Annotated in this window: 21 protein-coding genes; 18 read left to right on the forward strand and 3 right to left on the reverse strand. The window is 61.8% G+C overall.

What is annotated here, in order from left to right:
* Positions 1–64: 64 nt before the first annotated feature.
* Positions 65–1,195, reverse strand: coding sequence for a PilT/PilU family type 4a pilus ATPase (locus tag IAE41_RS12245; RefSeq protein ID WP_079220524.1), 1,131 nt, complete (start codon positions 1,193–1,195; stop codon positions 65–67).
* A 121-nt stretch (positions 1,196–1,316) separates the two neighbouring features.
* On the opposite strand from IAE41_RS12245, the gene IAE41_RS12250 reads away from it, so the two are divergent.
* The 18 genes from IAE41_RS12250 (at position 1,317) to IAE41_RS12335 (ending at position 23,864) form a co-directional block, all read left to right on the forward strand.
* Complete coding sequence (locus IAE41_RS12250; RefSeq protein WP_079220525.1) at positions 1,317–1,682, forward strand: DUF4398 domain-containing protein; 366 nt, start codon at positions 1,317–1,319, stop codon at positions 1,680–1,682.
* Entirely contained in the window at positions 1,679–2,563 is an 885-nt protein-coding gene (locus tag IAE41_RS12255; protein WP_200733302.1) for a hypothetical protein, read from the forward strand. Before IAE41_RS12250 ends, IAE41_RS12255 begins: the two co-directional genes overlap by 4 nt.
* Positions 2,564–2,887: 324 nt before the next feature.
* Complete coding sequence (locus IAE41_RS12260) at positions 2,888–3,124, forward strand: YdcH family protein (RefSeq protein WP_079220527.1); 237 nt, start codon at positions 2,888–2,890, stop codon at positions 3,122–3,124.
* Positions 3,125–3,535: 411 nt separating this feature from the next.
* Positions 3,536–4,906: a pyridoxal-phosphate dependent enzyme gene (locus IAE41_RS12265; RefSeq protein WP_200733303.1), complete on the forward strand. Its 1,371-nt coding sequence runs from the start codon at positions 3,536–3,538 to the stop codon at positions 4,904–4,906.
* Between the two features lie 123 nt (positions 4,907–5,029).
* Entirely contained in the window at positions 5,030–6,211 is a 1,182-nt protein-coding gene (locus IAE41_RS12270; protein ID WP_200733304.1) for a cystathionine gamma-synthase, read from the forward strand.
* Positions 6,204–7,595 (forward strand): glycosyltransferase family 4 protein, encoded by a 1,392-nt coding sequence (locus tag IAE41_RS12275; protein ID WP_200733305.1) that lies wholly within the window; start codon positions 6,204–6,206, stop codon positions 7,593–7,595. Before IAE41_RS12270 ends, IAE41_RS12275 begins: the two co-directional genes overlap by 8 nt.
* Positions 7,588–8,382 carry an ABC transporter permease gene (locus tag IAE41_RS12280; RefSeq protein WP_200733306.1) on the forward strand — a complete coding sequence of 265 codons (795 nt, stop codon included), beginning with the start codon at positions 7,588–7,590 and terminating at the stop codon, positions 8,380–8,382. Before IAE41_RS12275 ends, IAE41_RS12280 begins: the two co-directional genes overlap by 8 nt.
* Positions 8,379–9,638 (forward strand): ABC transporter ATP-binding protein, encoded by a 1,260-nt coding sequence (locus tag IAE41_RS12285; protein ID WP_200733307.1) that lies wholly within the window; start codon positions 8,379–8,381, stop codon positions 9,636–9,638. Before IAE41_RS12280 ends, IAE41_RS12285 begins: the two co-directional genes overlap by 4 nt.
* On the forward strand, positions 9,635–11,428 hold the full coding sequence (locus IAE41_RS12290) for a class I SAM-dependent methyltransferase (protein ID WP_200733308.1): 1,794 nt from the start codon (positions 9,635–9,637) through the stop codon (positions 11,426–11,428). Before IAE41_RS12285 ends, IAE41_RS12290 begins: the two co-directional genes overlap by 4 nt.
* A gap of 218 nt (positions 11,429–11,646) precedes the next feature.
* Positions 11,647–15,345 carry a glycosyltransferase gene (locus tag IAE41_RS12295; protein ID WP_200733309.1) on the forward strand — a complete coding sequence of 1,233 codons (3,699 nt, stop codon included), beginning with the start codon at positions 11,647–11,649 and terminating at the stop codon, positions 15,343–15,345.
* Positions 15,346–15,538: 193 nt separating this feature from the next.
* Complete coding sequence (gene gmd, locus IAE41_RS12300; RefSeq protein ID WP_004141629.1) at positions 15,539–16,579, forward strand: GDP-mannose 4,6-dehydratase; 1,041 nt, start codon at positions 15,539–15,541, stop codon at positions 16,577–16,579.
* Positions 16,563–17,489, forward strand: coding sequence for an NAD-dependent epimerase/dehydratase family protein (locus IAE41_RS12305; protein ID WP_200733310.1), 927 nt, complete (start codon positions 16,563–16,565; stop codon positions 17,487–17,489). Before gmd ends, IAE41_RS12305 begins: the two co-directional genes overlap by 17 nt.
* Positions 17,490–17,607: 118 nt before the next feature.
* The gene (locus IAE41_RS12310; protein ID WP_200733311.1) at positions 17,608–18,558 is read left to right on the forward strand and encodes a UDP-glucuronic acid decarboxylase family protein; all 951 of its coding nucleotides are present in this window, start codon (positions 17,608–17,610) and stop codon (positions 18,556–18,558) included.
* Positions 18,559–18,569: 11 nt separating this feature from the next.
* Positions 18,570–19,508, forward strand: a complete 939-nt coding sequence (locus IAE41_RS12315; RefSeq protein WP_200733329.1) for a glycosyltransferase — start codon at positions 18,570–18,572, stop codon at positions 19,506–19,508.
* A complete protein-coding gene (locus IAE41_RS12320) occupies positions 19,492–19,890 on the forward strand; it encodes a GtrA family protein (RefSeq protein ID WP_032968494.1) in 399 nt (132 codons plus the stop codon). The genes IAE41_RS12315 and IAE41_RS12320 overlap by 17 nt, the downstream gene beginning before the upstream one ends.
* Complete coding sequence (locus IAE41_RS12325; protein ID WP_200733312.1) at positions 19,887–20,486, forward strand: hypothetical protein; 600 nt, start codon at positions 19,887–19,889, stop codon at positions 20,484–20,486. The genes IAE41_RS12320 and IAE41_RS12325 overlap by 4 nt, the downstream gene beginning before the upstream one ends.
* 18 nt (positions 20,487–20,504) lie before the next feature.
* Positions 20,505–22,571 carry a hypothetical protein gene (locus IAE41_RS12330; protein WP_200733313.1) on the forward strand — a complete coding sequence of 689 codons (2,067 nt, stop codon included), beginning with the start codon at positions 20,505–20,507 and terminating at the stop codon, positions 22,569–22,571.
* Between the two features lie 126 nt (positions 22,572–22,697).
* Positions 22,698–23,864 (forward strand): nucleotide sugar dehydrogenase, encoded by a 1,167-nt coding sequence (locus IAE41_RS12335; RefSeq protein WP_200733314.1) that lies wholly within the window; start codon positions 22,698–22,700, stop codon positions 23,862–23,864.
* A gap of 85 nt (positions 23,865–23,949) precedes the next feature.
* Here the strand turns inward: IAE41_RS12335 and IAE41_RS12340 are convergent, their stop codons facing one another.
* Positions 23,950–25,353, reverse strand: a complete 1,404-nt coding sequence (locus IAE41_RS12340; RefSeq protein ID WP_200733315.1) for a mannose-1-phosphate guanylyltransferase/mannose-6-phosphate isomerase — start codon at positions 25,351–25,353, stop codon at positions 23,950–23,952.
* A 15-nt stretch (positions 25,354–25,368) separates the two neighbouring features.
* Positions 25,369–26,727, reverse strand: coding sequence for a phosphomannomutase (locus tag IAE41_RS12345; RefSeq protein ID WP_200733316.1), 1,359 nt, complete (start codon positions 26,725–26,727; stop codon positions 25,369–25,371).
* Positions 26,728–26,778: the final 51 nt, after the last annotated feature.

Below are 26,778 nucleotides of genomic sequence, written 5' to 3' on the forward strand. Positions count from 1 at the left end.
CCGGTATCACCGGGCATGCGCGTTGCCCAAGGGAATGCCGGGCCATGCCCGGCGTCCGGGCGGCTCAGAAGCCGTGGGTGATGCTGGCCTGGGTCGGCGAGGAGAAATCCGCGTACGGATCGTGCTCGCCGCTGCTGCCTTCGGACAGGCGGAACTTCAAGGCCAGGCCGTCGCGCGAGTCGGCGGCGCGCAGCGCTTCCTCCTGCTCGATCACCCCGTTCTTGGCCAGCCGGAACAGGCACTGGTCGAAGCTCTCCATGCCTTCTTCCAGCGAGGCCTCCATCGCGGCCTTGATCTCGTGCACCTGGCCGCGGCGCAGCAGGTCGCGGATCATCGGCGTGTTGATCAGCACCTCGGTGGCCGGCAGGCGGCGGCCCTCCTTGTTCTTCACCAGACGCTGGCTGATCACCGCACGCAGGTTCAGCGCCAGGTTCATCAGCACGTTCTTGTGCGCGCTTTCCGGGAAGAAGTTGAGGATGCGCTCGATGGTCTGGTCGGCGTTGTTGGAGTGCAGGGTGGCCAGGCACAGGTGGCCGGTCTCGGCGAAGGCGATGGCCGCCTCCATCGTTTCCGCATCCAGGATCTCGCCGATCAGGATCACGTCCGGCGCCTCGCGCATCGCGTTCTTCAGCGCGTTGTGGAAGGCATGGGTGTCCAGCCCGACCTCGCGCTGGTTGACGATCGACATCTTGTGCTTGTGCAGGTACTCGATCGGGTCCTCGATGGTGAGGATGTGCCCGGTGGTCGTACTGTTGCGGTGGTCGATCATCGACGCCAGCGAGGTGGACTTGCCCGAGCCGGTGGACCCCACCACCAACACCAGGCCACGCGGGGTCATGATGACGTCCTTCAGCACCTGCGGCAGGTTGAGCTCTTCGATGCTCGGAATCCGGCTGCGGATGGCGCGGATGACCATGCCGACCTCGCCCCGCTGCTTGAACACGTTGACACGGAAGCGCCCGGCATCGGCCAGGGCGATGGCCATGTTGAGTTCCAGCTCGCGTTCGAACTGGGGCACCTGGCCCTCGTCCATCAGCGAATAGGCGATTTTCTTCACCATCCCCGGCGGCAGGCCGGTATTGCCCAGCGGGTACAGCTTGCCCTCGATCTTGATGTAGACCGGCGCGCCGGTGGTCAAGAACATGTCCGAAGCGTTCTTTTCGGTCATCAGCTTCAGGAAGTAGCCGATATCCATTGCGAATTTTCCCCAACGAAACTGCCGACGCCCGTTGCAAGCACGGTGTCGGCTTGACGACAATGGCCGTGAACCGACAACCGGTACGGCCTCCCCAATGAAACGACTTAGCTTCGCACGAATGCGCCACAGCCTGTATGTGATGGCGTTTGCATTCGCACTTTCTGCCCCCGTCTGGGCGCAGGATGGCGCACAGGAACTGGCCCAGGCGCGGCAGGCGGTGGACAAGGCCACCCAGGCCGACGCCGACCAGTACGCCCCCGATCTGATCGGTCTGGCCCGCCAGGGCCTGGAGCAGGCCCAGCGTGCCGCCGGCGACCGCCGCGAACGCAAGAACGCCCCGGCGCTGGCCCTGCGCGCCGCCGCCGATGCCGACCTGGCCCGTGCCCGCAGCGAGGAAGCCACCGCCACCGCCCAGCTGCAGCTGCGCCGCAACGAGGTCAACCAGCTGCAGCGCCAGCTGTCGACCGGGGAGGACCGCCGATGAAGCCGATCTCCGCCCTGGCTCTGGCCACCGCGCTGGCGCTGCCGGCCCTGGCCAACGCCGCCGACAACCCGATGGTCGGCCAGCTGACCCAGCGCCTGATGAACATCCAGGCCAATCCCGACACCGCCGAGCTGGCCGCGTTCGAGCGCATGCAGGCCCAGCAGGCCATCACCACCCTGGACAAGGCCAAGCGCCGCGACCAGGAACTGGCCACGTACCTGGCCGAGCGCCGGGTCGAGATTGCCGAGACCAGCGTGCGCGCCGCCCTGGCCGCCCGCGAGGTCGACCGCCTGGACCGCACCCGCAGCGACCTGCTGATCGAAGCCAGCCGCCGCGATGCGGCCCGTGCCCGCCAGGAAGCGGAACAGCTGCGCATGCAGGCGCAGATGCAGGCCGAGGAAGCCGAGCGCCTGCGCCAGGCGGCCGAAGCCGAGGCCCTGGCCCGCCAGGACGCCGAGAACGCCCTGACCAGCGTGGCCGGCAAGCAGCAGCAGCGCCTCAGTTCGGCCCAGCAGAACGCGGCCAAGCTGGCCCGCGAGGAAGCCGAGCTGGTGTCCGGGCAGAAGCTGCCGGGGTCGAAGTTCGATGCCCGTGGCGAAGTCTTCACCCTGGGCGGCGACGCCTTCGGCGCCGGTGCGGCCAGCCTGTCCGGTGGTGCGAAGAACCAGGCCAAGGCGCTGGCCGAGTACCTGAACATCGGCAAGAAGGGCCGGGTCCGTATCGAGGCCTATGACAGCGCCAATGGCGTCGGCCAGAAGCGCGCCGAAGCCCTGCGCGATGCCCTGGTTTCGGCAGGTGTCGCCAGCAGCCGCATCCAGGTCAGCGGCAAGAAGGCGGCGTCCACCAAGGCCCGCTCGGCCGAGGTCATCGTCGCGCCGTAATTGCTTGAATCTGTTTGTTTTTCGTTGCGTTGAGTATTCAGCCTGAACCCCGCCCCGGCGGGGTTCGGTCTTTTTGTCGCGGGGGTCTTGTACCCGGCCCGGAGCAGGCGTAGGGTCAATCGTCCGGGACGCAATGCCGCGGACCGGACGATGGGAGGGCCGGGCCGATGAAAGCAGGGCGCGAACCGCAGCAGACCGACGTGCGCAGGCCAGTGCCGCAGGTCGTTGTGGGCACCCATGTGGCAATCGACCGGCGCTCCTCCATGAACAACGCCCCGTGCCTTGCGGCCGGGGCGTTCGTGTATCTGTCGAAGGAGGTCCATCATGTTTGAAGATCAGCCCCAGAGCGAGATCGACGCCCGTCGCGCGCGTGATCCGGAGTTCCGGGCACTCCATGACCAGCACCGCAAGTTGAACAAGAAGTGCATGGACGCGGAGCTGGGTGTACTCCCGATCGATGATGTCACCCTGGGTCGCATGAAGCGCGAGAAGCTGCTGGCCAAGCAACGCCTTCTGCGTATGTACGAAACACCGCTCGCAACGACGTCCCCCACGCACTGACGCTCCGGTCGCGCCGGGAACGGCGTGACCCGGCCAACGATGGCCCCGCGGTTGCCGGCAACGGCGGCCGCGCCAAGGCACCACAGGCGGTGGTGCCTTGGCCTGCAGGCCCGGCCTGCAACCCTGCGCATACCTTCAGTCCACCGATGCGGGCGGTACTGGTCTCCTCGTCGATCCGGGGCCGTCCGCATCCCCTTGGGCGCCCAGCCGAGCATGGGCTCGGCGCTACAAGGGTTCAGCCGAGCATGGGCTCGGCTCTACAAAGGCTCAGCCGAGCATGGGCTCGGCGCTACAAAGGCTCAGCGGGTGGGTGCCGACCGTTGGTCGGCACGCCCACGGCTCCTGACTTTCGCAGCCATCCGGCGGATAATCATCTGTCCGGCCCTGCGTGGCGCGAACCGAAGTTTCCGAATGCCCATCCATTCCTCCGTCCTCGAACTCATCGGCCAGACCCCCATCGTCAAGGCCCAGCGCCTGGATACCGGCGTCTGCGAGCTCTACCTGAAGCTCGAAAGCGCCAACCCGGGCGGATCGATCAAGGACCGCATCGGTCTGTCGATGATCGAAGCAGCGGAACAGCGCGGCGACCTCAAGCCCGGCGCGACCCTGGTCGAAGGCACCGCCGGCAATACCGGCCTGGGCCTGGCGCTGGTGGCGCAGCAGAAGGGCTACAAGCTGATCCTTGTCGTTCCCGACAAGATGAGCCGCGAAAAGATCTTCAACCTGAAGGCGATGGGTGCCGAAGTGCGCCTGACCCGTTCGGACGTGGCCAAGGGCCACCCGGAGTACTACCAGGACCTGGCCAAGACCATCGCTGACCAGACCCCGGGCGCGTACTTCATCAACCAGTTCGGCAACCCGGACAACCCGGCCGCGCACGAATTCGGCACCGGTCCGGAAATCCTCGAACAGATGGGCGGCGACCTCGACGCCATCGTGTTCGGCTGCGGCAGCTCGGGCACCATGACCGGCCTGTCGCGCGCCTTCGCCAAGCTGTCGCCGAAGACCGAACTGGTGCTGGCCGATCCGGTCGGCTCGATCCTGGCCGAGTACATCAACGACGGCAACCTGAACGACAAGTCGGGCAGCTGGCTGGTGGAAGGCATCGGCGAGGACTTCCTGCCGTCGATCTCGGATTTCAGCCGCGTCAAGAAGGCGTATCCCATCACCGATGCCGAGAGCTTCCACACCGCCCGCGAGCTGCTGGGCAAGGAAGGCATCCTCGGTGGTTCGTCCACCGGCACACTGCTGGCCGCCGGCCTGAAGTACTGCAGGGAACAGACCACGCCGAAGAAGGTGCTGGTGCTGGTGCCCGACACCGGCAACAAGTATCTGTCGAAGATGTACAACGACTACTGGATGCTGGACAACGGTTTCCTGGAACGCGCGCAGCACGGCGACCTGCGCGACCTGATCCTGCGCCCGTACGGCCAGCGCGACACCGTCGTGATCGGCCCGAACGACCTGCTGACCACCGCCTACCAGCGCATGAAGCTGTACGACGTGTCGCAGCTGCCGGTGATGGACGGCGACCAGCTGGTCGGCATCGTCGATGAAAGCGACGTGCTGCTGCATATCTACGGCGATGAAGCGCGCTTCCGCGACCCGGTGGCCACGGCCATGGTCAGCAAGCTGGACCGCCTGGACGTGAAATCGCCGATCGAGGCGCTGCTGCCGGTGTTCGACCGCGGCCAAGTGGCCATCGTCATGGACGGCGGCACCTTCCTCGGCCTGATCACCCGCATCGACCTGCTGAACTACCTGCGCCGTCGCGTTCAGTAAGCGACAGATCGCGACCGATTACCGCTGAATTCCGGTTTATTCGCGTCAAAGCCTGTTAAGGCGGCGCTGATAGACTCCCGATCCTTTGACGGCGCCGCACGTCAGCGCCATTCAGGAAACGACATGTCCAACCCTTCCTCGCCCGACCGCGCGCTGGCCCTGGCCACGCTGGCCATCCATGGCGGCCAGTCGCCCGACCCGAGCACCGGCGCGGTGATGCCGCCGATCTACGCCACCTCGACCTACGCCCAGTCCAGCCCGGGTGAACACCAGGGCTTCGAGTACTCGCGTACGCACAACCCGACCCGCTTCGCCTACGAGCGCTGCGTTGCGTCGCTGGAAGGTCGCACGCGTGGTTTCGCCTTCGCCTCGGGCATGGCCGCCAGCTCCACCGTGATCGAACTGCTGGACGCCGGCAGCCACGTGGTGGCGATGGACGACATCTACGGCGGCAGCTTCCGCCTGTTCGAACGCGTGCGCCGCCGCACCGCCGCGCTGGATTTCAGCTTCGTCGACCTGACCGACCTGGCGGCCTTCGAAGCGGCGATCACGCCGAAGACGAAGATGGTCTGGATCGAAACCCCGACCAACCCGATGCTGAAGATCGTGGACATCGCCGCGGTCGCCGCCATCGCCAAGCGCCATGGCCTGATCGTAGTGGTCGACAACACCTTCGCCTCGCCGATGCTGCAGCGTCCGCTGGAGCTGGGCGCGGACCTGGTGCTGCACTCGGCCACCAAGTACCTCAACGGCCACTCGGACATGGTCGGTGGCATGGTCGTGGCCGGCGACAATGCCGAGCTGGCCGAGCAGATGGCCTTCCTGCAGAACTCGGTGGGTGGCGTGCAGGGTCCGTTCGACAGCTTCCTGGCCCTGCGTGGCCTGAAGACCCTGCCGCTGCGCATGAAGGCGCACTGCGCCAATGCGCTGGCCCTGGCCCAGTGGCTGGAAAAGCATCCGGCCGTGGACAAGGTGATCTACCCGGGCCTGCCCTCGCACCCGCAGCATGAACTGGCCGGCAAGCAGATGTCCGGCTACGGCGGCATCGTCTCGATCGTGCTGAAGGGCGGTTTCGACGCGGCCAAGCGCTTCTGCGAGAAGACAGAACTGTTCACCCTGGCCGAGTCGCTGGGTGGCGTGGAAAGCCTGGTCAACCACCCGGCGGTGATGACCCATGCCTCGATCCCGGTGGCACGCCGCGAGCAGCTGGGCATCAGCGATGCACTGGTGCGTTTGAGCGTGGGCGTGGAGGAGCTGGGGGATCTGCAGGTGGACCTGGAAAAGGCGCTTCCGGCACATGAGTAACGAGGCCGACCGTTTGACACGCCGTCAAGGCGCCAGGCCCGGCCTGCACCTGCTCAACCTGTCGGCTTGGATCAGGGAGCAGCGTGTACTCCAACTCGTCTACCGCCAGCTTCCTCCGCGATGGCGTAACTGGGCGTCGTCCTTGCTCGCGTCGCGTGCGAGTGCAAGCGCCCGGTTCCCGCGCACTCCACGCTGGGATCTGGGTCTGGAGCGCGTCGCTCACGACACAGTCAGGATGCCGGCACAGGCGGATGGTCCGGGTCTCAACCTGTTGGGATACATGCGTGGCCAATTCGGCCTGGCTGAAAGCGCTCGTCTGTATGCACGCGCATTGATCGATTACGGCGCGGATGTCGCGCTGTACGACATTGACCTGGCGCTTCCGCATGGCTGGGAAGATGGCAGCCTGGACGCGTGGATAGGCACGGATGCACCTCACGAAGTGAGCATCATCTTCGTCAATCCTGACTATCTGAAACCGGCCCTGGAGCAGATCGGTGAGGCAAGACTGCGTGGCCGTTATCTGATCGCCTGCTGGTTCTGGGAGCTGGAGAAGATCCCCGACGAGTGGCTTGATGCCTTGGCCTTGGTGGATGAAATCATGGTGGCCAGCAAATTCGTTGAGGATGCTTTCCGACGCGTCACCGAAAAACCCGTGCTGCGCGTCCCCCTTCCATTAAGTACTCTACCTGACAGCGGCCTGCAGCGTCAGGATTTCGGCTTGGACGACGGGAAGTTCACTTTCCTCGCTACCTTCGATTTCAACTCTTGGATTGAAAGGAAAAATCCATTCGCGGTGCTGTCGGCCTTCCGTGCCGCGTTCCCTGCAGATCGGGACGACGTCCGCCTGCTGGTGAAATCGAGTAATGGTTTCCGCCATCCGGAAAAGTTCCGGAAGTTGCTGAGTGCCGGTGAGGGAGATGACCGCATCGTTATCCGCGACGACGTCATTGATCGCGCCCATCTGAACGCCCTGCAGCGTTGCTGTGATGCCTATGTGTCTCTCCACCGTGCAGAGGGTTTTGGCCTCGGACTTGCGGAGTGCATGGCGCTTGGCAAGCCTGTCATTGCCACGGGCTGGTCTGGAAATCTTGAGTTCATGGATTCCGAAAGCGCACTGCTGGTGGAATTCCGCAGGATACCCGTGAGGGAGGGGGACTATCCCCACCCCGACGGGGCTGAGTGGGCAGAGGCAGACGTTGGCGCCGCCGCCACTGCCATGCGGAAACTCGCCGACGATCCTGTCGCGGCCTCGCAGCTGGGTGCGCGAGCGCGGACGGCAGTGCTCGCGCGCCTGTCGCCTGATAATGCCGCGCGCATCATCCTGAACAGAGTCCGGGAAATCAAGGCAGGCATGAACAACGTAGGTGAGAACCATGGGTGACATGATGCGCTCGATATGGGCATACCGTTTTTTCATCCTTTCCTCGATCCGCAGTGACCTGAAGATCCGGTTCCTGCGCAGCAAGCTTGGCACCATGTGGATGATCATTCATCCGCTGGCCCAGGTCCTCATTTTTGCGCTTATTCTTTCGGAAGTGCTCTCCGCCAAGCTTCCGGGAATCGACAACAAGTACGCCTACGCGCTTTACCTCATGTCGGGCACCTTGGGCTGGACATTGTTCGCCGAGACGATCACGAAATCAGTCAGCCTGTTCATCGACAACGCGAACCTGATGAAGAAGATGGCATTCCCGCGCATCTGCCTGCCCATCATCCTCGCCGGCACGATGCTGGTGCAGAACAGCTTGCTGTTACTCGCCATTTTTCTGGTCTTTGCGGCGCTGGGGCACTTTCCCGATGCGCATGCGCTCTGGTTGCCGGTACTGATCCTGATCACTTTGGTCCTGTCGCTTTCGCTGGGTACCCTGCTTGGTGTGTTCAATGTGTTCGTGCGCGATATCGGTCAGGTCGTCCCCGTCGTGCTGCAGGCACTTTTCTGGTTCACTCCCATCGTCTACAGCTTGGAGATCCTGCCGGCCAGCACACAGGCCTGGTTCCGTCTGAATCCGCTGCACCCATTGATAGCGAGCTATCAGAACGTTCTCGTTTACGGTCGCGACCCCTACTGGAGTGACCTGGGGTGGCTGGCGCTGGCTTCGGTCATCATGGGCGTGGCGGCGCTGGTGGTCTTCCGCAAGGCAAATGCAGAAATGGTGGACATGCTATGAGCGGCGAAATCTTCGTCTCCGGTGTCGGCAAGGCATATCGTCATTGGGGCAGCGAGTGGAAGCGCTTTGCAAAATGGTTTGGGGCGAACCCCAAGCCGGACTCTGAAGCCTGGGTGCTTCGCGGCATCGATTTCGAGGTTGCCCGCGGTGAAGCGGTAGGTATCATCGGGCAGAACGGCGCAGGCAAGAGCACGTTGCTGAAGCTGGTGACCGGCACTGCGCGTCCGACTGAGGGGGAAATCCGCTTGACTGGACGGGTGGCCGCCATCCTTGAGCTCGGCATGGGCTTCAACCCGGAGCTGAGTGGGCGCGAGAACGTCCGCCATGCTGCGGGGCTGCTCGGTTTTTCGGGGGAGGACATCGAGCGGATCGTTCCGGAAGTGGAGAAGTTCGCGGAGATCGGCTCCTACTTCGATGAGCCAGTACGTGCTTATTCAAGCGGTATGCAGGTTCGTGTCGCCTTCAGTGTTGCAACCGCGACCCGCCCGGACATTCTGATCGTGGATGAAGCGCTGTCGGTGGGCGATGCTTACTTCGTCCATAAGTGTTTCCAGCGGATTCGTGACTTCCGTGCCGCTGGGACCACGCTGTTGTTCGTCTCGCATGACCCAACGGCCGTGCAGGCGCTTTGCGACCGCGCCATCCTGCTCGTCGCCGGCAAGAAACTGCTCGATGGAGAGCCCCGTGAGGTGTTTGATTACTACAATGCCCTGATCGCCGAAAAAGAAAACAGCAAGCTGCTGACCGTGCGGGAAGAGGGTGGGCCGGTGCAGACGGTGTCAGGGACGGGCGAGGCCAGTTTCGGGTCGATCACTCTGCGCAATTCCGCTGGCGAGGCCGTTGAGTACGTGGGTGTGGGAGAGGCAGTGTCACTGGATGTCGCGGTTGAAATACATGAGCCGATCGACAGATTGGTGTTTGGTTACATGATCAAGGATCGGCTCGGGCAGCCGATTTATGGCACCAACACGCATTACACGGAGCAGGTCCTTGGGGACCTGTCGCCGGGTCAACGTATCCGCTTCAGCGTATCGTTCCATCTCAACCTGGGGCCGGGCAGCTATTCCGTTTCGGTAGCCTTGTCGAGTACGGAAACCCACCTTGTGAAGAATTTCCAGTGGCGTGATCTGGCCACGGTTTTTCAAGTTGCCAACATCACCCACCAGCATTTCGTCGGTTCAGCCTGGCTGCCATCACGCATTGAATGGCAGGAAGAGGCTACCGATGGTGCAACTGAAGTGAGGACCATGGAATGACGACTCCGCACGAGATGAAGGCAGGGGCTTTGATGCAACAGGTGCGTCATGAGCTCGCAATGCGATCGGCCCAGCGCAGTGGCGATGCGCAGCAAAGCCGGGAGCGGGCGCCGCATTGGTCGCCGGACAACGCGCAGATCGCCGATAAGCATCAATACACGCTGCAGGAACTGCTGCAATACGAGGATATGGACTTCGTCGATAATGCTTACCGTGCAATGCTCGGTCGACCGGTCGACCAAGATGCATTGGCCATGTATACGCAGCGGCTGCGTGATGGCAGCATAACCAAGCTTGAGGTGCTGGGCGCCCTGCGCTGGTCGCGCGAGGGCGAGCAGCGCGGTACCCGCATCCATCGGCTGCGCCTTCTGTGGACACTGCAGCGCTGGAAGCGTAAGCGTCTTGTGGGTCCTGTCATCGAATGGGCCCATGCTGCCATCCGCCTGCCGCGCGCGGCCCGCACCGAGTCGCTGAATCACGCCCACAGCGTTCGCGAGATCCAGCGGATTGGTGAGCTTCTGAATGAAGTTTCGAGCCTCGCCAGTAGCCGCTGCACCCAACTCGAGCGTCAGTTGGCGGAGGTCACGACCCAATTGCAGTTGGCCGAGTCCCGTTCCGGTGTGCGCGATGAGGCGCACGACGCGCGCCTTGCTTCGCTTGAGCTGATCGTCCAATCTGAGTTCGGCCCGGAAGTGCTCTTGGCGACGGCGGCCGGAGTGGACCCTGCTGAACCCGCTACCGTCCGCAGGCCCAGCATGTTGGTGAGGATGAGCCTGCTGGAGCAGCGACTCGAGGATGACGCGGCAGAGCTGCGGCAGTTGAGGGGGCAGCTGGACATGGCAAGGACATTCGCTGGCGAGCACGAGCAGCGGCTTGAGGCGCTGCGGGTAACTGTCGAGGAAAGTGCTGCGGCGAGGCGTGATCATCACACCCGCTTTGATTTTGACATCAGTGCGATCAATGCGCGGCAGAGCCGCGATGAAGATCGCTTGGACGCGCTGGAGCTGGGTGGGAGGCTGCAAGCTGAGCTTGCGCCTTCCTCTACCAGCACGACCGGTGCCCTGCCCGGTCCGGAGGCGCAGGGTACTGTGAAGCCAGCATCGGACATGGATGTGATGTACGCCGCGCTGGAGGATTCATTTCGTGGTTCGCGCGAGCTGGTCAAGGAGCGTGTCCGCCCCTATCTGCAGGAGGTCGAACTCGTCTGTGGTGCCGATCCGTCGAGCGCGCTGGTACTTGATATCGGCTGCGGTCGCGGGGAGTGGCTCGAGCTGGTTCGCGACGCCGGCTACCCGGGGCGCGGGATAGACATGAATGGAATGTTCGTCCAGACCTGTCGCTCGATGGGATTGGATGTCATTCACGGCGATGCATTTGAAGTCCTGCGGAAAATGCCGCCGGGCTCTGTCTCGGTAATTACCTCGATGCACCTCGTCGAGCATCTCCCATTTGAAACGATGATTGCTCTGATCGATGAATGCCATCGCGCTCTTCGCCCTGACGGGATGCTGATTCTGGAAACCCCCAATCCAGAGAACCTGAGCGTTGGTGCTTTCTCCTTTTACATGGACCCGACCCATCGCAACCCGATCCCTCCTGACCTGTTGTTGTGGCTCGCGCGCTCCCGTGGCTTCGCCGACGTGCGAATCGATCGACTTACCCAGGCGCGCGACGTCGTGTTTCCGGAGCTGCTTGACGAGAGTCAGCCGGGCTCCCAGTCGATCAACCGGATCATCGAACAGTTCAGGGCGCCACTGGACTACGCAGTGATCTCGCGGAAAACCTCGTAAACGGACTGTGTCTGCTCTGCGGTTGTTGGATCGACGAATGCTGGATGTGTTTTCATTCCATACAGGATGTTGTTGCTCAGGCTTGTGTCATTCGCTTGGGGGAGTCCCTGTGGAAACGGTAGGCGTCAAGTGCAGGACGAAATGGCCAGGCGAATGAAAGCGGTCGCGCACCAGCAGTGGCAACCGGTGTCCGGCGCCAATCAACTAGGATGTACATAATGCGGATAGCATTGGATTTGCAGGCATGCCAGACGGCATCCCGCCATCGCGGCATCGGTCGTTACACGCTTGATCTTACCGGCGCACTGTTGTCCGGCGGCCAAGGTGTCGATTACTCCATCGGCCTCGACGGCACGTATCCGCGCGAAGCGAATGAAGTGATGGCTGCCCTGGATGGGCGTCTGTCGCGAGACAAGTGGTCGCGCTACTACTACGCCGGTCCGACGCAGCCACATGGCCATCCTGCCGACTGTCTCCGGCCTGCTGCGGAGGTGCTCTGCATGAATCACTATGCCGGCCTCGCGCCGGACATCGTGCATGCGAACAGCCTGTTCGAGGGGTTCGTGGAACATGCAGGCGGGGTGGCGGGCCTGGCCCAGGTGCCAGGCGCGATCAGCTCGGTGACGGTCTACGACTTCATTCCGCTGGTCTTTTCCGAGCAGTACCTGGACAACGCCAGTTATCGCTCATGGTATCAAGGCCGCCTTCAGGCCCTGCAGCGGTTCGACGTCATGCTCTGCATTTCAGAGGCTACGCGCCGGGACGCGATGCGTTTGCTGGGTATCCCCGCCGAACGGCTTGCGGTAATCCATGCTGGTGTTGGCAGCGAGTTCACTGCCAAGGCGTTGGGGGCTGTGGAACGTGAGAACCTGCTCAAGCGCTTCGGAATCGGTGGCCGTTTTGTGATCTACACGGGCAACGGCGACTTCCGCAAGAACCTGATCGGCGCCGTCGATGCGTTCGCGAGGATTGCGCCATCCGAGCGCAGCGGCGTGCAGTTGGTTCTTAACCAAGTCGGTGACGAACAGGCATTGCGTGCCTTCGCACAGCATGCGGGTCTGTCAGCGAATGATCTGGTCATCACCGGCAAGGTCAGTGATGCGGATCTGGTTGGCTTGTTCAGATCGTGCGAGGCGTTCTTCTTCCCGTCGTTGTATGAAGGATTTGGCCTACCTGTACTTGAGGCGATGGCGTGTGGTGCGCCGACCATCTGTGCCGACAACTCGAGCCTGGGCGAAGTTATGGCGCGCAAGGACGCAACATTCGATGCGTCCGATGCTGAGGCGGCGGCGCGCCTTCTGGGTCGCGCACTGAACGACCAGCAATACCGTGGTGAGCTGCGTGAGTTCGGCATCAAGAGGGCCGCAGAGTACACATGGGATCGTTCTGCCGCGCTGTGCGAACAGGCGTGGCGTGAGGCAATGGAGCGGAAGTCAAAGGCGCTGCGCGGGCCGCGCATGGGGCAGGGAGTCCGCCAGCGTATTGCCATGGTTACGCCGTTGCCTCCGCAGAAGAGTGGTATCGCGGACTACGTTGCCGAGCTGCTGACCCCGCTGTCCCGTTATGTCGACATTGATCTCTACACCGATGCGGATATTGCCGAAACCGGTGATCTTCGTTTCAGATACAGGATCCATCACTGGCGCGATCTTGAGCGCAGTGCGGGACGCTACGCACATATTGTCTACCAGTTCGGAAATTCGCCCTTCCATATGCACATGGTGGAGCTGCTGCGGAAGCATCCTGGGCTGGTTGTCCTCCATGATGTCTATCTCAGCTCCATGTTCTGGTACATGGAGAGCCATGGCGGGTATCCCGATGCGTTCAGGAAGGCGCTGCTGACGTCCCATGGCAGATCCGCCCTGGAGGTCCTGAGGGCGCAGGGGCCGCTCGAGGCAAGAATGCAGTTCCCTGCATCGCTCGGGGTCATCGAGGGCGCCGCTGGCATTCTCGTTCATTCCGCACACTCGGCCGAGGTCGTTGATTCGTTCTACCCAGGCGCCTCCCGGGCGATGATCACCCGCGCGCCGATGCCGTTGCGCCTCCCGGAAGACGTCGGCCAGGAAGGAAAGTCGCTTGCACGAACGGAGCTTGGAATCACGCCTGCCGAACAGGTGATTGTCAGCTTCGGTTTCATGGCCGACACCAAGCTGAATCATCTTTTGCTCGATGCGGTCGCCTGCCTGCCCACGGAGCGCCGGGCCGATGTGCGCCTTGTCTTTGTCGGTGGGGGCGATGGTGGCGAGTACGGAGAGCGGATCCAGCGGAGGATCCAGCAGCTGGGCAATGACGTGCGCGTAGAGATCACCGGGTTCGTCGCCGAGGACACCTATCGGCGCTATCTGGTCGCGGCCGATGTTGCCGTCCAGCTCAGGGCGGAAAGCCGCGGGGAGACCTCCAAGGCTGTATACGATTGCATGGCGTATGGTGTCCCCACCATCGTCAACGACTACGCTGGATTCCGTGAGCTCTCCCCGTTGGCGGTGCGAAAAGTGTCTGCCCAGCCAAGCATCAGCGAGCTTGCTGATGCCTTGTCCTTGCTGCTGTCAAGTGAAGCAGTCTGCAGGGCGTTGGGAACCGGCGCCCGTGGGGAGATCCGCCGTCACCATGATCCTGATCTCACCGCTAGAACGTACGTGGATGCGCTCTGGTCGTCGGGGCAGACAGTGAAGGTGCGAAACGGCAGTCTGTTGGCCAATCGCCTGGCGGACGTGTTCGAAGAGGCCTCTCCAACAGACCGTGAGTATCACGCGCTTGAAACGTCGGTGGCCAGCACGTTGCAGGCGCGAGGCACGCCGCGTCTGTTCCTGGACCTTAGTGAAGTCGTCCACTCCGACTATGGCACTGGTGTACACCGCGTGGTGCGCAATCTGGCCCGCGAATGCCTGCTCGGCGAACAAGCCACCCGGTTCGTAGTGCACCCTGTAGCGCATGTGGCTGATGGCACTATGGTGTCGGCTGAATCATTCACCCGTGACGTGCTCGGCGTGCCCGACGCAGGCCGCAGCCCAATATCAGATATGCGGGCAGGCGACGTCCTGTTCCTGCTTGACTCGGCATGGGACAAGACTGAGCGCTTTGAACACTCGATCGCAAATACGCATCGTGCAGGGGGGCGCGTGGGAGCAATGGTCTATGACCTCATTCCCCTGCGCCATCCGCAGCACTGCGTGGATTTCATGCCGGCGGTGTTCGAGCAGTGGTTGCGCTACGTCGTTCTCAACTGCGACGTGCTTGTCTGCATCTCCCGTGCCGTGGCAGATGACCTGCAGGCGTGGATTCGGGAAGTCGCGCCCGAGCAGCGCATTGGCCAGCGCATCGGGCACGTCCACCTGGGCAGCGATCTGGTCGAGCAGGGGGCTAAAGGTGAGCCTTCGCGGGTAGTCCGCAACGCGTTTGCGAAACCTGCCGTCCTGATGGTCGGCACGGTGGAGCCGCGAAAAGGTCACGGCCTTGCCCTTGACGCCTTCGAGCTAGCCTGGAAGCGCGGATCCAGCATGGTGCTGGTGATCATCGGCAAGAAAGGCTGGAACGTGGAGGCCTTGGCGTCCAGGTTGCGTGACCATCCCGAGGCGGGCAAGCGCCTGCTTTGGCTTGAGAAAGTGGGCGATGCCGACCTCGAGCATGCTTACGCCTCTGCCGTGGCGCTGCTACAGGCATCGTCCGCTGAAGGCTTTGGCTTGCCGATTGTCGAGGCAGCCCGGCACGGCGTGCCCCTGCTGCTCAGTGATATTCCGGTGTTCCGCGAGGTGGCCAGAGAGCATGCAGCGTATTTCACGCTGGAGGGTCCTGAGTCACTGGCAAGGCTGCTCGTTTCATCGCTTCCGCCGGCGGCCCCGGTCGACCTTGGCCTGACGTGGTCCGAATCGGCGTCCAAATTCATGCAGCTGCTGCTTAACGGGGGATGGGACTACTGACGCGGGCCTTCGGCAGGCGGTTCCTGCTCGAAAGCCCGCCTCGGCAGATAGCGGCAATCCGGCCCCGGATCCGGGCGCGGCAGATGCGGTATGATCATTTGTGTGTCTGGCCCGAAGAGAGACGGGTCGATGTGGGTCGCCGCGAGGACAGTGCGGGACGCGCAACTTTCTTAACTAACCGAGTAGAGTGGCAATGAGCATCAGGAAGGCAATCATCACGGGCGTTACCGGTCAGGACGGTGCTTACCTGACCCAGTTGCTGCTTGAGAAGGGCTATAAAGTCTATGGAACCTATCGGCGTACGAGTTCGGTAAACTTCTGGCGGCTGGACGAGGTGGGTGTCACCAACCACCCCGATCTTGAACTGGTCGAGTATGACCTCACGGATCTTGGCGCATCCTTGTCAATGGTGCAGAGGATCCAGCCGGACGAGATCTACAACCTTGCCGCACAGAGTTTCGTTGGTGTCAGCTTTGATCAGCCGAGCACCACGGCCCAGATTACCGGGGTTGGCGCGCTCAACCTGCTTGAGGCGATCCGCCTCGTCAATCCGAAGATCCGTTTCTATCAGGCCTCGACGTCGGAAATGTTCGGCAAGGTGCAGGCCGTTCCGCAGATCGAAGAGACTCCCTTCTATCCCCGGAGTCCGTACGGTGTAGCAAAGCTCTACGCCCACTGGATCACCGTCAACTATCGTGAAAGCTACGATATTTTCGCTTCCAGCGGCATCCTCTTCAATCATGAGAGCCCGCTGCGCGGCCGTGAATTCGTCACACGCAAGATTACCGACTCGGTAGCCAAGATCAAACTGGGACAGCTGGACGTGCTGGAGCTTGGAAATCTGGACGCGAAGCGCGACTGGGGTTTTGCCAAGGAATACGTCGAGGGCATGTGGCGCATGCTGCAGGCCGATGAGCCTGACACGTTCGTCCTCGCAACCAATCGGACCGAAACCGTGCGTGATTTCGTCCGCATGGCTTTCAAGGGGGCAGGCATCGACGTGGAGTTCAAGGGACAGGACATCGACGAAGTTGCAGTGGATGCATCGACGGGCAAGACCGTGATGCGGATCAACCCGAAATTCCACCGCCCCGCTGAAGTCGATCTCCTGATCGGCAATCCGGAGAAGGCCGAGCGCATTCTCGGCTGGAAGCCGCAGACGACGCTTGAACAGCTTTGCCAGATGATGGTTGAGGCGGATCTCAAGAGGAACGAGCGTGGATTCTCGTTCTGACCTGGAAGGCAAGCGTGTTCTGGTCACTGGAGCGTCCGGCTTTACCGGACGCTACATGGTTGCGGAACTGCGCGCCCAGGGCTGTCAGGTCATTGGCCAGGGGTCACGACGTGGCCCAGATGACCTGGGGGAGTTCGTAGAGGCCGATCTCAGGGACGAGGCTGCATTGACCGCAGCTGTCAGCGCCGCTCGTGCTGACATGGTGGTGCACCTTGCTGCGGTCGCCTTTGTTGCGCACGGCAATGCAGAGGATTTCTACAACGTCAATTTGCTGGGTACGCGAAACCTGCTGTCTGCGCTGGAACGTTGTGAACATCCGATAGAGAAGATCCTGCTGGCAAGCAGCGCAAACATCTACGGCAACCGTTCTTCAGGAACGTTGGACGAGAGCACACCCCCCTCACCTGCGAACGACTATGCCGTCAGCAAGTTGGCCATGGAGCATGTCGCGGGGCTCTGGCGGGAAAGGTTGCCTATTGTCATCACGCGGCCGTTCAACTACACCGGTGTCGGCCAGGGGGAGCAGTTCCTGGTGCCGAAGATCGTTTCCCACTTCGCTCGCCGGGCTCCGGTGATGGAACTTGGCAACATCGAGGTATCGCGCGATTTCGGCGACGTGCGGGCGGTGGCGCGGGCCTATCGGCAACTCCTGCAGTCGTCTGATGCAGTCGGTCAGGTCGTGAATATCTGTACCGGGGCTGGCCATACGCTGGCACACATTGTCGAGCTTTGCAGTGCGCTGAGCGGGCACTCGCTGGAGGTGCGGATCAACCCGGCATTTGTCCGTGCAAACGATGTGAAGGTCCTGGTCGGGGACAACCAGCGGCTGCTGCGCCTGATTGGCGGCTGGGACACGCCCCCTCTGGAGCAGACGTTGGAATGGATGCTGGCGGCAGCAGCCGCTGAGTAAAGCGCGGAACGCTGTTAACACCATACCTGGTTTAAAATAAATCCAATTTACTGGGCAGCACGACTGCGGCTAATGCAGTGCTCGGGCGCCACTCCCTATTCCAAGGACTGCATCAGACATGGCTCAGGATCAAAAACGCGTACTGGTAACCGGCGGCGCCGGTTTTCTGGGATCTCACCTCTGTGATCGCTTGATTGACGCAGGGCATGATGTGCTCTGTGTGGATAATTTCTACACCGGCAGCAAGGCCAACGTCGACGGCTTGCTGAAGCATCCGCGATTTGAGCTTATGCGGCATGATGTGACCTTCCCGCTGTATGTCGAGGTGGACCGTATTTTCAACCTTGCATGTCCGGCATCTCCTGTGCATTACCAGCACGATCCGGTTCAGACGACCAAGACGAGCGTGCACGGTGCGATCAATATGCTGGGTCTCGCCAAGCGGGTAGGCGCACGCATTCTTCAAGCCAGCACCAGCGAGGTCTACGGTGACCCGGAGATTCATCCGCAGGTGGAAGGTTACTGGGGACGAGTGAATCCGATTGGCATCCGCAGCTGCTACGACGAGGGCAAGCGCTGTGCCGAGACGTTGTTCTTCGACTACTGGCGCCAGCATCAGCTGGAAATCAAGGTCATGCGTATCTTCAATACATACGGCCCGCGGATGCACCCGAATGATGGCAGGGTGGTGAGCAATTTCATCGTGCAGGCGCTGAAGGGCGAGCCGATTACGATCTACGGTGATGGTACGCAGACCCGCAGCTTCTGCTATGTCGATGACCTTGTCGAAGGTATGTTGCGGTTGATGGATAGTCCGGCTGATTTCACCGGCCCGGTGAACATCGGCAATCCCGGCGAGTTCACCATGCTTGAACTTGCGGAAACGGTGTTGCGGCTGGTCGGCGGAACCTCCAGCATCGAGTATCGCCCGCTGCCCTCCGATGACCCGAAGCAGCGCCAGCCGGATATCCGCTTGGCCAAGGCGACCTTCGACTGGGAGCCCAAGGTCGGCCTGGAGGATGGCCTCAAGGAAACCATCGCCTACTTCCGCCATCGTTTGCAGGGGTGAGTGTGAAGATGATGCGGACCGTCGTGGTGATGCCCGTGTACGAAGATGTGGAAGCTTCTTCGATACTGTTCCGGAACCTGGCAGCCAGCCAAGGGTTGGATACCTACGTCGTGGCCGTTGATGATGGTTCCGTCCGACGCCCACTGGATGTGTCAGCCATTCAGGCGGCTGGTTTGGAAGGCGTAGTCATACGCCTGCGTCGGAACGTCGGGCACCAGCGCGCGATTGCGATTGGTCTCAGCTACGTCGCCGAGACATTCGGCGACGACGTGATCGTGGTCGCCATGGATTCTGATGGCGAGGATACACCGGAAAGTATTTCCCAGCTTGTTGAGGGGCTTGCGTCCGATGAGGTTGACGTCGTCGTGGCCACGCGCAGAAGTCGTGTGGAGTCGCTCAAGTTCAAGGCGTTCTATGTCGTCTACAAGTGGCTGTTCTCGCTGCTCAGTGGTCGGCAGATCAGCTTCGGCAATTTCATGGCAGCGAAAATGCCGGCAGTCCGTCGTCTGGCTTCCATGCAGGAGACGTGGACTCATGTAGCTGCATCAGTGCTGAGTTCCAAGCTGCGCATCCAGACATGCGCGCTTGACCGCGGCTCGCGTTATGCCGGTCGCAGCAAGATGAACTTCGTGGGGCTTGCCCTGCACGGCTTCCGTGCCTTGATGGTATTTGCTGAAGACGTGCTGGTAAGGGTGGGGATTGCGTGCACCCTCGTGGCAGGGCTTTCCGTCGTCGGCGGGATAACTGCATTGCTGCTCAAGGCATCGGGGTTTGCAACCCCGGGCTGGTTCTCGCTCGCATTCGGAATCCTGCTGCTTGTGTTCCTGCAGACTGCGGCGCTTACTCTGATCATCCTGCTGCTGTCAGGCATGCTGCGCAGCGGCGGGGTGCTGGGTACGGGTAGCTACCATGAATTTGTGGAAGAAGTGCGTCATGCCCGCCGCTGCTGACGGCGTGCTTGGCGGGCAGGTAGTGCGCTATCTGATCAATGGCGTCGTTGCAACAGCCGTCCACTATGGTGTGCTGCAGTTCAACATTGAAGTCCTCCACGTTCAGTTGGCGAGTGTGGCCAACGCCATTGCAGCGGTATTCGGCATCACGGTCTCATTCATCGGCAGCCGTTACTTCGTGTTCCGGGGCCAGCAGTCGAGCGTCGTAAGGCAAGGTGCGCACTTCGTCCTGGTCTACGTGCTCATCGCACTTCTGCACGCCGCTGTCATGTATGTCTGGGCCGATTATCTGGGCATGGACTACAGGATCGGCTTTCTGCTGGCCACCGGCATGCAGATGGTGCTGAGCTTCCTCGCCAATAAATTCCTGGTATTCAAATGAACAAGTACCTGCGCGCATTTCTTGCGACCGCGATTTTCATCGTTGCATTGCTGCTGATCTATTACATACACATGCGTTACCTGAGGGTCGACGTGGTGCTGTATGCCAGCATCCAGGATGCCCTGGTTGCGCTTGTAGTGGTCTTTGCCGGTCTGCACCTGCTGAAGTGGTTCCGTGATTTCAGCCGACTCGAACTGATCCAGTTGGGGGCAATCTGGCTTCTTGGCGGCTATCTGTTCGCGATATCCGTTCCCACCGTGATCGATCGATCGCTTTCGTTCTACATTCTGGAGAAGCTTGACCAGCGCGGCGGCGGTATTCGCGAAGATGCATTTCGGCAGGTGTTCACCGAAGAGTATGTGCGGGAGCATCACTTGGTCGAGGTCCGCCTGACCGAACAGCTGCAGTCCGGGACGATCGAAATTCAGTCGGGTTGCGTGAAGCTCACTCCGCGCGGTAAGCGTCTGGCTGGCTTCAGCCGTTTCTATCGTCAGAACCTCCTGCCTACGCACCGTCTGCTCATGGGTCAATACACCGACGCCCTGACCGATCCCTTCAGAAACAGCCGAATGTCGTCAGACTATCGGTGCCAGTAAGCAGCCGGACCGAATAGCATGTCGATCTCCGATCCTCCCGCAAGCGCACGGCCGCACGCTACTGTTGCCTCGCGCTGGTTGCCGCCCCTGTTGCTGTTCGCCGTGGGGTTGATCCTGGTTCCGTGGGCGCATACATGCCAGTTGTCCTGCGTACCGGGTGACATGGCAGATGCTCGATTCAACGGCGTGGTACTGGAGCACTTCTATCGTTGGTTGATCGGGGTGGATGCGAACCTGCTCAGTCCTTCGTTCTTCTATCCAGTCCCAGGAGCACTCACGTTCTCCGACAACCACTGGGGAACGGCCTGGATCTACTCTGCGTACAGGGCGCTGGGTTGGGATAGGTACCAGGCATTCGACCTCTGGTACCTGACAGGGTTCGTCGCGAACTATGTGGTGTGCAACATTGTCTTCCGTCGGATGCACTTTTCGCCCTTGGCTAGTGCGGTCGGGGCGTTCGCCTTCACCTTTGCCATGCCGGTCCTTGCCCGGCACGGCCACGCTCAGTTGACTTACCGCTTCCTGATGCCGGTTGCGCTGTTGTTGTGGCAGCGCTTTTCTGCCGACGGACGCTGGCGCTGGATCGCCGGGCTGGCCGTTGCGGTGGTCGCCCAGTTCTACATCTCGATCTATCTGGGATACTTTACCCTACTGCTGCTTGTGGCGTGGTGCCTCGCCCAATGGGCGATCGAAGGCGTGGGTCCGCGTCGGTGGATGGCTCAATGGCTGCAATGGAAGCAGCCACCCGTTCGCTGTGAGCTGGTCCTGGTGGTGATTACCCTCATGGCTGCGGCTGCAGCGATGATCGTGCTGATGTATCCCTACCTTCATTATTCGAAGTTGTATGGATTCGGCCGTGGGGTTGACGAAGTTCTGTCATTGCTTCCAAGGCCGCAGAGCTACCTCTTGGCGGACTTTTCCGCGCTCTGGCATGTTCCAAGCAGCTGGATCGGGCACGACGTTCCGATGCGCCACGAGCAGCAGATATTCTTCGGTGTGGGCATACTGGGATTGGCAGCGCTGGGCCTGCTGCGATCCAAGTCAGGTGTGCGCTGGGTTGCCGCTTCGTCCGTCCTGATACTGGTGCTTCTCACGCTGGCGGTCGGCGGCCATTCGTTGTATCTGCTGCTGGCTGAGCTGCCGGGAATCGGCTCGATCCGGGCCATGGCCCGGATCGGCCTTGTGCTGGTGCTGCCGCTATCACTGCTGGTGGCACTGGGGATCGAGTCCGTCCGTACCAGCGCACTGCCGTGGAAGATCGTCGCTGCGTTGTTCGCGCTGGTGATGGTGGTGGAAGCCGCAACGCTGCGCACCGACAAGTTCGGCAGAGAGCAGGCCATCGAACGCATCGAGGCACTCCGCCACCAACTTCCCCGTACGCTGCCGGAGCATGCCATCCTGTTCAATCCAGCTGGACCGGAGGTCAACCCCTCCGTTTCCGAGCTGGATGGTGTCATCCTGGCGCAGGAACTCGGTAGGCCCACCCTGAATGGCTATTCCGGCAACATCGCACCGGGATACCAGGCGCGAGACGGTATCGCGCCCTGCGTCCAAGCCTTGTATCGCATTACCGCTGGCACCAGCAACGGGGCAGTAGCCGCCGCGGAGAAGGCGGCTTTGGGTGTACTGGAGAATATCGTCGTGATCGATCCGCTGTCCTGCACAGTGCATGCCGGTGAGGTACTCGATCTGGCAAATGCTGCAGGCGTGTCCATTCAGGTTGCCTCCATGCGCAAAGATGCTTCGGGCGGTTATCTGGTATCAGTACGGGTAACCAACAATACCGCGATGGCTTTGAATACCCAGGCTGGGCTTCCCCAGCCGCTGCGGCTTTCCTGGCAACTTTTCCACAACGGCGCTGCCCTGGATCCGGGGGCATGGTCTTCGCGTGTTGAACTTGCCGGCTCTGGGATCCTCGCGCCACGGGAGGTGCGTGACGTATCGTTCCTGATACCAGAGGCCGCTGCGGGGCAGCAGATCGGGATCAGTGCGGTGCTTGAGGGCCGAGCGTGGTTGCATGATCACGGTCTCGTTCCCACCACGGTTCCTGTCGGTGACAATGAACGCTCCATGCCAGTTCACTGATATCGCGCAACCCGCCCTAGCGCTGTGCTGCCGAGGCGATGAGTCGGCGACGGCCCGAGAACAGCCTTCTGCGAGTGCGGCCTGCCCAGTTACGAGCTACTACATGATGATTTCAATCGAGGCACGATGAAAATTGCAATCGCGGGTACCGGTTATGTTGGCCTTTCCAACGGTGTGTTGCTCGCCAAGCACCACGAGGTGGTCGCCCTCGACCTGATCGCAGAAAAGGTCGAGAAGCTCAACCGGGGAGAGTCACCCATTGCGGACGCGGATATCGAGAAGGCGCTTGCCGGTAGGCAACTCAACTTCCGGGCCACGCTCGATCCGCGTGAAGCGTACGAAGGGGCTGCGTTCGTGATCATCGCGACGCCGACCGACTATGACCCGGTTACCAACTACTTCAATACGCGTTCGATCGAGTCCGTCATCGCGCAGGTCCTGGAGATCAATCCGGCGGCGACGATGATCATCAAATCGACGATTCCGGTAGGCTTCACCGCAAAAGCGCGCGAGCAGTTCGGGACCCGCAACATCATCTTCTCGCCGGAGTTCCTCCGTGAGGGTCGTGCGCTGCACGATAATCTCCATCCTTCCCGCATCATTGTGGGCGACCACAGCGAGGCGGCGAGGAGCTTTGCATCGCTGCTGCAGGAGGGGGCGGAAAAGAAGGACGTGGCGGTACTGTTTACTGACTCCACCGAGGCCGAGGCGATCAAACTGTTCGCCAACACCTATCTGGCCATGCGCGTTTCCTACTTCAATGAGCTGGATACCTACGCACAAACCCACGGGCTGGACAGCCGGCAGATCATCCAAGGGATTTCGCTCGACCCCCGGATCGGCGATGGCTACAACAACCCTTCATTCGGTTATGGCGGTTACTGCCTGCCGAAGGATACCAAGCAGTTGCTGGCGAATTACCAAGCCGTACCGCAGAACCTGATCCGGGCAATCGTTGAATCCAATACGACCCGTAAGGACTTCATCGCCGCTGATATCCTTGCGCGCAATCCGAAGGTCGTTGGCGTCTATCGACTGATTATGAAAGCCGGATCGGACAACTTCAGGTCCTCGAGCATCCAGGGGATCATGAAGCGGATCAAGGCAAAGGGCATCGAGGTGATCGTGCACGAGCCCGCCCTTGATGCCGACGAATTCTTCAATTCGCGAGTTGTGAATGACCTGGTGGAATTCAAGGCGCAGTCGGACGTGATCATCAGCAACCGAATGGCAGAGGCGCTCGTCGATGTCGCCGAAAAGGTTTACACGCGCGATCTTTTCGGTGACAACTGACCCGATGCCTTTGATTGTCTGACGGGTGAAAGAGAAAGGCCGGGTATTGCTACCCGGCCCCTTCAGCATGACGGAGCAGGTCGAATCACGCGCGGCCGTAGCTGTCTTCGAAGCGAACGATGTCGTCCTCGCCCAGATAGCTGCCCGACTGCACTTCGATCAGTTCCAGCGGAAGCTTGCCCGGGTTCTTCAGGCGATGGGTCACGCCCAGCGGGATGTAGGTGCTCTGGTTTTCCGACAGCAGGATCACCTCATCGCCGCGGGTCACTTCGGCCGTGCCGCTGACCACGATCCAGTGCTCGGCACGGTGGTGGTGCATCTGCAGGCTCAGGGTCGCGCCTGGCTTCACCGTGATGCGCTTGACCTGGAAGCGGGCGCCGTTGTCGATGGAGTCGTAGGCGCCCCAGGGGCGGTAGACCTTGCGGTGGGCGGCAGCTTCGCTGCGGCCATCACGCTTGATCTGGCCAACGATTTCCTTGACGTCCTGCACGCGGTCCTTGTGGCCCACGAACACAGCGTCATCGGTTTCCACAACCACCACGTCCTGCAGGCCGACCATCGCGATCAGGCGGTTGCCGTAGGCGTAGCTGTCCTTGCAGTCCAGGGCGATCACGTCACCGTGGCAGGCATTGCCATCGGCATCCTTGTCGGACACTTGCCACAGCGCAGACCAGGAACCCACGTCGTTCCATTCCGCATCCAGCGGGACAACGGCGGCGTCAGCCGTCTTCTCCATCACCGCATAGTCGATCGAATCGTTCGGGCTGGCGGCGAATGCTTCGGCATCCAGGCGGATGAAGTCGTTGTCGCGGGCTGCCTTGTCGAGCGCCTGGCGGCATGCCGACAGGATCGCCGGCTGCAGCGCCTCCAGTTCCTTCAGGTAGCGCGACGCCTTGAACAGGAACATGCCGCTGTTCCAGAAGTACTCGCCCGAAGCCACATACTGCTCGGCGGTAGCCAGGTCGGGCTTCTCGACGAAACGATCGACGGCGCGCACACCTTCGCCGGTAGCGGCCTTGATGTAGCCGTAGCCGGTTTCCGGTGCCGTCGGCACGATGCCGAAGGTGACCAGCTTGCCGCTTTCGGCGGCGATGGCAGCCTGCTTGACCGCCGCGTGGAAGGCCGCTTCGTTGCGGACCACGTGGTCGGACGGCAGGACCAGCAGCAGGGCATCATCGCCGCTGGCCAGCGCCTGCAGTGCGGCGATGGCGATGGCCGGGGCGGTGTTGCGGCCCACCGGTTCAAGAATCAGCGCCTGCGGCTGCACCTTGCACTCGCGCAGCTGCTCGGCTGCCATGAAGCGGTGCTCCTGGTTGGCGACCACGATGGGGGCTGCGCCGGCAATGGAAGCGACGCGCTTCCAGGTCGCCTGCAGCATCGTGTCATCGCCGACCAGCGGCAGGAACTGCTTCGGATAGGCTTCGCGCGACAGCGGCCACAGCCGGGTGCCGGAGCCGCCGGAAAGAATGACGGGAACAATGGGGGTCATACGAAAGTGTCCTGGTCAGTGATTGGCTGGCGTGCCGCCAATCAGGGCGGTCAGCTCGCGGATGCGGTCCTGCAGCAGCGTTTCGTCGCCGCGGGTTTCGATGTTCAGGCGCAGCAGCGGTTCGGTGTTGGAGCTGCGCAGGCTGAAACGCCACTCGGCGAAGTCTGCGCTGATGCCGTCGGTACGGTCCAGCTGCGGCTGCTGCGCTTCGAAGTGCGCCAGCACGCGCGCGACGGTGGCCTTGGCGTCATCCACGCGGAAATTGATCTCGCCGCTGCACGGGTAGGCCTTCATGCGGTCCGCCACCAGTTCGCCCAGCGACTTGCCGGTGCTGGAGACCAGCTGCGCGATCAGCAGCCACGGAATCATGCCGGAATCGCAGTAGGCGAATTCGCGGAAGTAGTGGTGCGCGCTCATCTCGCCGCCGTAGATCGCATCTTCGGCGCGCATGCGCTCCTTGATGAAGGCATGGCCGGTCTTGCTCATGATCGGCACACCGCCGGCCTGCTCGACCATTTCCACGGTGTTCCAGGTCAGGCGCGGGTCATGGATGATCTTGCCGCCCGGCTGGCGGGCCAGCAGTGCGGTGGCCAGCAGGCCAACGAGGTAATAGCCCTCGATGAAGTTGCCTTCGGCATCGAAGAAGAAGCAGCGGTCGAAGTCACCGTCCCAGGCGATGCCGAAGTCGGCGCCATTGGCGCGCACGGCGTCGCGCGTCGCCGCACGGTTTTCCGGCAGCAGCGGGTTGGGAATGCCGTTGGGGAAACGGCCGTCGGCTTCGTGCTGGATGCGGATGAATTCGAACGGCAGGTGCGGCGCCAGTTCGTCGATCACCAGGCCTGCGCCGCCGTTGCCGGGGTTGGTGACGATCTTCAGCGGCTTCAGGCTGGCCACATCGATGTAGCCCAGCAGGTGCTGGATGTAGGCGGCCTTGTCGGCGTCACGGGTGATCGTGCCGTGGCCGTTGCCCAGCGGTGCGTCGGACGCGGCGAAATCGCGGATGTCGAACAGGCCGGTGTCGCCGCTGATCGGCTTGGATTCCTCGCGGACCAGCTTCATCCCGTTGTAGTCCATCGGGTTGTGGCTGGCGGTGACCATGATGCCGCCGGCCGCCTTGCGATGGAACGTCTGGAAATAGACCTCTTCGGTGCCGCACATGCCGATGTCGATGACATCGCGTCCGCTGGCGGTGAGGCCTTCAATGGCGGCTTGCAGCAGGGCAGGGCTGCTCAGGCGGATGTCGTGTCCAACCACCACCGGTCCCGGGCCCAGCAACGCCGCTGTGCCGGCGCCGATACGGCGGGCAAGGCGTTCATCCAGTTCATCCGGAACGCGGCCGCGGATGTCATAGGCCTTGAAACACGGGAGCGTCATCGATGCAGTCCTTACACGGGTTGACCCCGGATTATAGCGAGACGGTGTGCA

The sequence above is a fragment of the Stenotrophomonas sp. S39 genome (genome assembly GCF_016624665.1).
In the GTDB taxonomy this organism is placed as follows: domain Bacteria; phylum Pseudomonadota; class Gammaproteobacteria; order Xanthomonadales; family Xanthomonadaceae; genus Stenotrophomonas.

Bases quoted from the DNA above. Each gene is read 5' to 3' on its own strand.
- IAE41_RS12315 (WP_200733329.1), top strand. From the start codon at position 18,570: ATGCGGACCGTCGTGGTGATGCCCGTGTACGAAGATGTGGAAGCTTCT.
- IAE41_RS12280 (WP_200733306.1), top strand. From the start codon at position 7,588: ATGGGTGACATGATGCGCTCGATATGGGCATACCGTTTTTTCATCCTT.
- IAE41_RS12335 (WP_200733314.1), top strand. From the start codon at position 22,698: ATGAAAATTGCAATCGCGGGTACCGGTTATGTTGGCCTTTCCAACGGT.
- IAE41_RS12295 (WP_200733309.1), top strand. From the start codon at position 11,647: ATGCGGATAGCATTGGATTTGCAGGCATGCCAGACGGCATCCCGCCAT.
- IAE41_RS12285 (WP_200733307.1), top strand. From the start codon at position 8,379: ATGAGCGGCGAAATCTTCGTCTCCGGTGTCGGCAAGGCATATCGTCAT.
- IAE41_RS12310 (WP_200733311.1), top strand. From the start codon at position 17,608: ATGGCTCAGGATCAAAAACGCGTACTGGTAACCGGCGGCGCCGGTTTT.
- IAE41_RS12275 (WP_200733305.1), top strand. From the start codon at position 6,204: ATGAGTAACGAGGCCGACCGTTTGACACGCCGTCAAGGCGCCAGGCCC.
- IAE41_RS12270 (WP_200733304.1), top strand. From the start codon at position 5,030: ATGTCCAACCCTTCCTCGCCCGACCGCGCGCTGGCCCTGGCCACGCTG.
- IAE41_RS12255 (WP_200733302.1), top strand. From the start codon at position 1,679: ATGAAGCCGATCTCCGCCCTGGCTCTGGCCACCGCGCTGGCGCTGCCG.
- IAE41_RS12340 (WP_200733315.1), bottom strand. From the start codon at position 25,353: ATGACCCCCATTGTTCCCGTCATTCTTTCCGGCGGCTCCGGCACCCGG.
- IAE41_RS12245 (WP_079220524.1), bottom strand. From the start codon at position 1,195: ATGGATATCGGCTACTTCCTGAAGCTGATGACCGAAAAGAACGCTTCG.
- IAE41_RS12325 (WP_200733312.1), top strand. From the start codon at position 19,887: ATGAACAAGTACCTGCGCGCATTTCTTGCGACCGCGATTTTCATCGTT.
- IAE41_RS12250 (WP_079220525.1), top strand. From the start codon at position 1,317: ATGCGCCACAGCCTGTATGTGATGGCGTTTGCATTCGCACTTTCTGCC.
- IAE41_RS12290 (WP_200733308.1), top strand. From the start codon at position 9,635: ATGACGACTCCGCACGAGATGAAGGCAGGGGCTTTGATGCAACAGGTG.
- gmd (WP_004141629.1), top strand. From the start codon at position 15,539: ATGAGCATCAGGAAGGCAATCATCACGGGCGTTACCGGTCAGGACGGT.
- IAE41_RS12260 (WP_079220527.1), top strand. From the start codon at position 2,888: ATGTTTGAAGATCAGCCCCAGAGCGAGATCGACGCCCGTCGCGCGCGT.
- IAE41_RS12265 (WP_200733303.1), top strand. From the start codon at position 3,536: ATGCCCATCCATTCCTCCGTCCTCGAACTCATCGGCCAGACCCCCATC.
- IAE41_RS12330 (WP_200733313.1), top strand. From the start codon at position 20,505: ATGTCGATCTCCGATCCTCCCGCAAGCGCACGGCCGCACGCTACTGTT.
- IAE41_RS12345 (WP_200733316.1), bottom strand. From the start codon at position 26,727: ATGACGCTCCCGTGTTTCAAGGCCTATGACATCCGCGGCCGCGTTCCG.
- IAE41_RS12320 (WP_032968494.1), top strand. From the start codon at position 19,492: ATGCCCGCCGCTGCTGACGGCGTGCTTGGCGGGCAGGTAGTGCGCTAT.